The organism is Mesorhizobium sanjuanii, assembly GCF_002529485.1.
In the GTDB taxonomy this organism is placed as follows: domain Bacteria; phylum Pseudomonadota; class Alphaproteobacteria; order Rhizobiales; family Rhizobiaceae; genus Mesorhizobium; species Mesorhizobium sanjuanii.
Genome location: NZ_NWQG01000195.1, coordinates 1 through 6,804 on the forward strand (window position 1 = coordinate 1; position 6,804 = coordinate 6,804).

Consider the following 6,804-nt stretch of genomic DNA (forward strand, 5'->3'; position numbering starts at 1 on the left):
ATCATAGAGTGGCCGTGGCGCCCATGATGGACTGGACGAACAAGTAAGTAGAATCAAATAGTTATGGGGGATCGCGTGCAAAAATCGCACACGAAGGTTCTGCATCCCTTCTTTTTTCGTTCCCACGACGGTGCCGCCGACAGCCCTTTCTGGACGCTCTTCTGCCGTCGATATTGATCGCTCCAATGCGGATGTTTGCCTGGATATCCGGAAACCTCATTGTTCGCAGCGGGCGTGTAGTCTGCCTGCGGATGCGCTCGCTTGACGCTAGAGCGCCACATCTGCATTGCCACGGCTAAGCGGTGCACGAAGCAATCAAAGCGACAATGGGCGCGATGGGACGCTCCAACGCCTTTCCGAGAACCGATCCTGATTTCGGGTCAGCGGCCATTCACCGCAAGAAACGGGATGGGCCGAAAGGTGAACTGCGTGTAGCCTGCTGAGGCGGTGCATTTCGGGTCGCTTGTTGGGACCGCAGACTTCGGATTTTTCGAGCATGCGTTCAACGGCCTAAGCCATATGCAGTCCTATGCCCTCCTCTTGGCAGTTTTTGGAGCAATCGTGCTCCTTACAGCTTGGCTGCCCATGCTTCTCAAGAGGCTTCCGCTTTCGTTGCCAATGGTTTGCATCGGGATCGGGGTTCTTCTGGTTTGGTCATCATTCTCTCCGCTCGTAGGGGTGAACCCACTTGAGAACCGGATACTAACCGAGCGTCTCACAGAATTTGTTGTCATCGTCGCCCTTATGGGGGCTGGCCTGAAGCTGGACCGGGTAGTGAGTTGGCGGGGTTGGGAGTCCTCATGGCGCCTTCTCAGCATCGCCATGCCTCTGACGATCGCAGGAATTGCGTTTCTCGGCTGGTCAATTCTCGGGCTTGGCATTGGCGCCGCACTTCTGCTTGGCGCTGTTCTCGCACCAACTGACCCTGTTCTGGCAAGTGACATACAGGTTGGTCCACCCCAATCCGGCAAGGAGGACGAGGTGCGTTTTGCCCTTACCTCCGAGGCCGGCCTCAATGATGGAGCGGCCTTCCCGTTCGTCTATCTCGCCATCGCTATTGTGCTGTCCAATGCGTCCGGCGAGCCCTTCTTCACGCACTGGCTCGTCGTCGATGTTCTCTGGAAGATCGCAGCAGGCGTTGGCATTGGATGGCTGGGCGGAAAAGTCATGGGCTACGTAACGTTTCGCCTGCCGAAAAGGTCGGGGTTGTCAGAGACGAGAGACGGCTTTGTTGCGCTCGGTATCACCTGCCTTGCATACGGCTCGACTGAATTTCTTCACGGCTATGGCTTCCTTGCAGTGTTTGTCGCGGCCTTGGCACTACGGTCCGTCGAGCGCCAGCACGAGTATCATGAGAGTTTGCACGATTTCGCGGAGCAGATTGAGCGGTTGCTGATGATGGTCCTGCTGGTCTGCTTTGGGGCAGCCATCGCAGAAGGGTCGATTTTTGGCGCCTTGAGCTGGCAAGTGATCGTCACTACCGCCCTGATACTGTTCGTAGTGCGACCGCTCGCAGGGTGGATTGGGCTAATCGGATTTCAAGCGTCATCACGAGAAAAGGCCGTGATCGCTTTTTTTGGAATACGCGGCCTTGGCTCGTTTTACTACCTCGCATTTGCACTCGGCCAGGCTGAATTTGAGGGCGCGACAGTTCTTTGGGTAACCGTCTGCTTCGCCGTGCTAAGTTCAATTGTTGTGCATGGCGTAATTGTGACTCCGGTAATGCGAAAGTTGGACCGCGGCAGCCGCAGGCGGTGACGAGAGCGTCGCGATCGTAAAAGGGGTATTCCACCTCCGGCAGGCCCTCATAGGCTCTTGCAGAGGGCGTGTAGAGTTCGGCCGGCGCCTTCATGGCGAGCGCTTCGTGCGGCCTTTTCTCATTGAACTCGTTGACGAAAGCGTCGAACCTCACCTGCTGCTGCAGGATGTTTGAGCCCGCCGGCCGGGTCGTTTCCTTCTTCAGCGTCAGATGCATGCGCTCGTGACGGCCGTTCTGCTGGGGGTGCCGGGCCTGACGCTCAATGGCGATGCCGAGCCTGAGCCAGAAGACCGACAGCCTGGACAGGTTGTAGAGGCCGTTGGGCGAAGCGAAAGGCAGGCCGTTGTCGCTCCTGATGGCGGCAGGCAGGCCGCGTTCCCTGAACAGGCGGATGAAGGCCTCGATGACCGGGCCTTCCTTCGTCGATTCGAGCGCTTCACAGGCGAGCAGGCAGCGCGAGGCCTGGTCGGTGACCGTCAGGGGGTAACAATAACGACCATCGCCCAGCCGGAACTCGCCTTTGAAGTCCGTGCACCACAACGCGTTGGGCACTGCCGCTTGTGACAGTTGCGTGCCCTCGGCTGTGAAGCGCCGCCGCTGACGGGCGCGCTTCACAAGGCCGTGACGATCGAGCACGGCATGCACCGTGCTCTTCGAGGGTATGCGGACATCGCCGGCGAGCCGCCTGATCAAGAGCTCTTCGCCGGCTTGTCGCCCTCTACGTCCGACAAGCGACCGATGCCGTGGGCTGCAGACAACGATGCAATGACGAACGCGTCAGGTGCGGGATCGTTGGCTGCAAGGCATAGAGGCAATCGTCCAGCGGCAGCAGCGTGTACCGGCGGAAGGCGACGATGACGGCCTCTTCCTCGACAGACAGAACCGACGATCTCGGCTCTCTCGGACCGGTCGGCAGATCGGTCATGCGTGTGGACCTGCAGACAACGAGGCCGGACACGACCCACAATGACAACGATCCCTGCCGGGAGGCGGTGAACGGCCACGTTGACGACGTTATGTCAGAAATCCGCCGGAAGCGGCCTCTACAGTTGCCCGTCCAGCCACTCCTGCAAATCGCGATCTTGCTCACGCTCGGCAACGGGCGGCGAGGGCCGCCTCCAGACATACCAGATGGCGGCAAGCACGCCGGCAGCCCACGCGCCGGCGAACACATTCGCAATGAGGTCGATCGGAACCTCCCAAGCCGGCGAGAACATTAGCACGGCATCAATTAGGGGCACGACACCAATTAGGAGTACAGCACGTGGATTTGTAGGAGCGGGGTGAGCGTCAGGGGCCATGTGGTATGCTGTGCAGATCGACCAATCGCTGCGTAGCGCCGGTCGAAACGAACATTCTACCGTCCCAACCAGCCTTTCTTTGCGATGATGCAGCCAGCCGAAACCCCAACGCTGCCGGCGAGCGCTTTGATCACAGCGTCCTCAAGGGTAGGGTGCCGACTTGGGCTGAGCATCTGCAATGCTTCGATGCCGACTCCAGCCACGATTACCAGGCTAAGCGCCAGCACCCAGTTGCGGTCGTAGGCGAGACCAAACAACAGACCAAGGACAAGGAACGCGGCGACTCGTTCTGGCTCTGGGCCAAGGCCTGAATGGGGGCGCATTCCAATCGGAACAATCGTCGCGGCCAAGATGGCGATGAGCAACAGCCATGCGGCTATCTGGAAGACGTAGCGAAGCATTCTCTATCGATAGCAATGATTGGAACGCGGCGCTACTCGACGTATTAAGGCGCCGACCAATCCATCAATTCTCCAAGAGCGGTGTATCGGTGTTGTAAGACACAGTTCATCCCGACGGTTCATCCATTTAGCGTATATCCTAACGTATTAGCAGGGGCATTGATCCTTTCACGATAATATTATGTCTTGGCCTCAGGCAAAGTCCGGAAACATTATATGGAACGCAATGTCCACTATCTCATCATAGATTTATTACGCATTTTTGCAGCGATTTTGGTGTTACTAAACCATTTTGCGACATATGCCTGGAACAGTGCGTCAGTCGCCGAGGGGAATGATGTCGCCTTCGGTTTTCTGTCGGCGTTTGCCGGTTTGGGTGCTGTAGGGGTCGAAATTTTTTTCGTAATTTCCGGGTTTGTCATCGCCATGAGTGCCTCAGGCGAAGGAGGGGCATCGCAAGCGCTGCGTTTCGCGCGCATTCGCGCTACGCGTATATTGCCAGCCCTGTGGCTGTCCGCGCTCGTCAGCTTGGTGGCACGAGCTTTTTATGGCGAGGATTTGTCCCTTCTTCTGATGGATTTTTGTAGATCTGTAATATTGTCCCCTAAAGGCCCTTATATCGACGGGGTCGTATGGTCTCTTGTCGTCGAGGCCGTATTTTATTTTTCGGTGGCCGCAGCAATTTTGTCGAAGTTTCGTTTGTCACTCTACGATCTGGCCAAAATAATAGGGCTTTCTAGCTCGGTATATATTCTTATTGTCTCTGGGTTACATATACTGCCGCCGTCCACGCGGTCGGAGGAAGCGCTCTCAGTGCTTTCGAGGTTCCCCTTCAAACTGCTTCTGCTGCAGCACGGCGTTTTCTTTGCTGCGGGTATGATCTTTTTTCTTGTCAAAAACAGTGATGATGATCACAGCAGAATGGGGAATCGTGTGTCGAAGGCAGTATTGTTATTGCTATTCTTCGGTATGGGTACTGCGGAGATTTTCATTTCGGTTGAACGAGGCTATGAGCATAAGTTCTCAGCGGTGATGATTTGGTTTGCCAGTATGTATGCAATGGCAAGAGGAGTGAGGCATGGTGAGTTTGTTAAACATAGACTTGGTGAATATCGGGGGCTGGTAAAGTATCTCGGGGGGATAAGCTATCCCATCTATCTGAATCACTACTCCGTTGGAATGGTCATGGTTTGGTGGTTATTTTCGTTGGATCTTCCGACGCCCATTGTGTTTGTGCTCTCGATGTTGTTCGTTTTAGGCTTGAGCATGGCCGTCATGTGGCTGGAAAAGAGGATTCAAAACGCCATCAAGGGAAGGTTCCCTGAACTCGGTGCCAAACGGGATCAAATGGCGGCTTAGGCTATGGAGCGCAATAAACGCCCTAGGCGCTGGATCCATGATGCGCAAAAGCCGATGCGGCCCCGTTGCACGGACTTTCGGTCGGTGGCAACGGCACTCCAGATATTCTCTTCCAGGGTGCGTGGCGGGTAGTCTCTCCGTCATGCGAGGTAATCGGGGAACATGGCTACCGCGAATGAGGTACTACCTTGCCCCTGTGTCGCGGCTGACGGCGGAGACAGTATGGCTCGAAAGTGGGGCGTCAATCGACCCATTCCGATCCTGGAACTCCAGCGAGGGTTACTCATCAAGTCGCAGTAGTTCTGAGCCCATGAACTGACGCTCTGTCCATTGAGAGGTCGTCATGGCAAAAAAGAAAATCTTGTGCCAGGCCCAGTGGCGATTTGCTCGTCCTGTGAGGTCGCTGACCTACAGCGATTGCGCTTGCAGCATTGCACTTGAGTGAATCGGTGCTGCTCGGGCTGGAGACATCCGAGGTGTTATCTGCGATTGAAATCAGAGGGTTGCTTAAAGATGCGGCTACATCGTTGCGGAAGGCCACGGATCAAGCGGACAACCGCAGCTGTCTCGTTGCCAGCGAAAGTTGGCGTTTACCTGGATCCAGCTAAAGCAGCACCTCTCCACCTCCTGCCAATATCTTACACTGCTCGAAGTCGGCGCGATTCCGTCGGCGCAATGCCGCTGAAGCACATTGGCGCGGGCAAATTGCCGGCTTGAAAGTCGGGCGAACTTTGCTGTGAATTCGGGTCCCATTTCAGCTTGCTAGGCACGATCCTTGCTTCTTACGAGAGTGCAGTGCAATATCATCCGATGGTTGTAGCAAATGCGGGGTACTCAACTCATCAAAGCTGATGTACATTTTCGTTGGGAGGTATCTAGAGGGAGGGTCTGGTGGGGTTCCATGACGTATGCTTCACACCCTTTTTCGAGTGAAAATGAAAATCGTCCACTATCGGTCGGACTCAAAGACGACAAGGCGTATATCAAGACTCTAGGGTTCGTGCCGAGGCGATATGCGGCGGAAACGGCCATTGTCAGCCAGGGAGAGGACAGCGATCGCGTCTTCATAATCCAGTCAGGCTGGGGGTGCATTTCCCATGATCTTGCCGGCGGGCAGCGACAGATACTGGATTTTGCCCTGGAGGGCGATATCATTCTGCCGCAGTCGAACACGGGCAGCGCTCTTGAAACGTTTGTGGCTAGAACTGAACTTGCAGTTTTTGAAGCTTCGACTAGGACATTTGCCTTTGCTGCGGCGAAATCGCCGCACCTTTTCTCTTTTTTTCTTGAGACCTTCGCGCGCCAAAGAGCGCTTGTTGCCCAACACCTCGCAAATGTAGGCCGACGAAGCGCCTTGGCGCGTACAGCTCATTTGCTGCTCGAACTGGGCGCGCGCTTGGAGCGTGTTGGCGCTGTCACCCGCACTGGCTATGCATGCCCTCTCACCCAGTATGATCTCGCGGACGCGCTCGGCCTTACGCCGATCCATGTCAACCGAATGCTGCGGGAATTGCGGGAACGCAGGTTTCTCGAGTTTCGCCAAGGCCATGTCCGCGTGCTCGATCGGCCGGGCGCAACGAAATTTGCCGAGTTCGATGATAGATATGTCGACAATTGACGATGCGCTGACATACGAAGCCAAGGCGGCGTAAGGCGCTTCACTTCAAAGGCCCCCGATCGGGGAGGCCGATTAAACTTCTGGACAGCGACGGCTCGCCCCCTGGCACCAAGGACGAGGTCTGACGTCCGTTTGGCGAGGTCTCTCGCCCCGCCTCTTCCTAGACCAAGTGAGTAGCCGCCGATTTTTTTCACATTTTGTTAACCTAAATTAGGGAGGGCTCACCTTTTGGCGGCTAACCTCATTTGCGGGTTGGTATTGTGACCATGGCGGGGCTGCCTTGGCAATCTTATCGTTGTAATTCGGTTGGTGCGAACAGTGTATCGCTCGTAGGAAGGGTGCGTTACTGAAGCCTCTAGTGATTGA

At 55.8% G+C, this 6,804-nt stretch carries 5 protein-coding genes and 2 pseudogenes; 3 read left to right on the plus strand and 4 right to left on the minus strand.

Annotation, left to right across the window (positions count from 1 at the left end; genetic code table 11):
- Nucleotides 1–519: 519 nt before the first annotated feature.
- Nucleotides 520–1,758 (plus strand): cation:proton antiporter, encoded by a 1,239-nt coding sequence (locus CN311_RS25450; protein ID WP_097576424.1) that lies wholly within the window; start codon nt 520–522, stop codon nt 1,756–1,758.
- On the opposite strand, the pseudogene CN311_RS25455 reads toward CN311_RS25450, so the two are convergent.
- The 4 genes and pseudogenes from CN311_RS25455 to CN311_RS25465 all read right to left on the minus strand — a co-directional run.
- Nucleotides 1,745–2,461, minus strand: a pseudogene (locus CN311_RS25455) (integrase core domain-containing protein); the annotation flags it as partial. The gene CN311_RS25450 and the pseudogene CN311_RS25455 overlap by 14 nt on opposite strands.
- Nucleotides 2,458–2,678 (minus strand): annotated as a pseudogene (locus CN311_RS25460) (IS481 family transposase); the annotation flags it as partial. The pseudogenes CN311_RS25460 and CN311_RS25455, both read right to left, overlap by 4 nt.
- 124 nt (nt 2,679–2,802) lie before the next feature.
- Nucleotides 2,803–2,976 carry a hypothetical protein gene (locus tag CN311_RS32725; RefSeq protein ID WP_165779848.1) on the minus strand — a complete coding sequence of 58 codons (174 nt, stop codon included), beginning with the start codon at nt 2,974–2,976 and terminating at the stop codon, nt 2,803–2,805.
- Nucleotides 2,977–3,116: 140 nt separating this feature from the next.
- Complete coding sequence (locus CN311_RS25465; RefSeq protein WP_097576425.1) at nt 3,117–3,461, minus strand: hypothetical protein; 345 nt, start codon at nt 3,459–3,461, stop codon at nt 3,117–3,119.
- Between the two features lie 216 nt (nt 3,462–3,677).
- Here CN311_RS25465 and CN311_RS25470 point away from each other — a divergent pair, with 216 nt between their 5' ends.
- Together CN311_RS25470 and CN311_RS25475 are read left to right on the plus strand one after the other, a co-directional pair.
- Nucleotides 3,678–4,820: an acyltransferase family protein gene (locus tag CN311_RS25470; protein ID WP_097576426.1), complete on the plus strand. Its 1,143-nt coding sequence runs from the start codon at nt 3,678–3,680 to the stop codon at nt 4,818–4,820.
- Between the two features lie 901 nt (nt 4,821–5,721).
- A complete protein-coding gene (locus CN311_RS25475) occupies nt 5,722–6,438 on the plus strand; it encodes a Crp/Fnr family transcriptional regulator (RefSeq protein ID WP_097576427.1) in 717 nt (238 codons plus the stop codon).
- Nucleotides 6,439–6,804 lie beyond the last annotated feature (366 nt).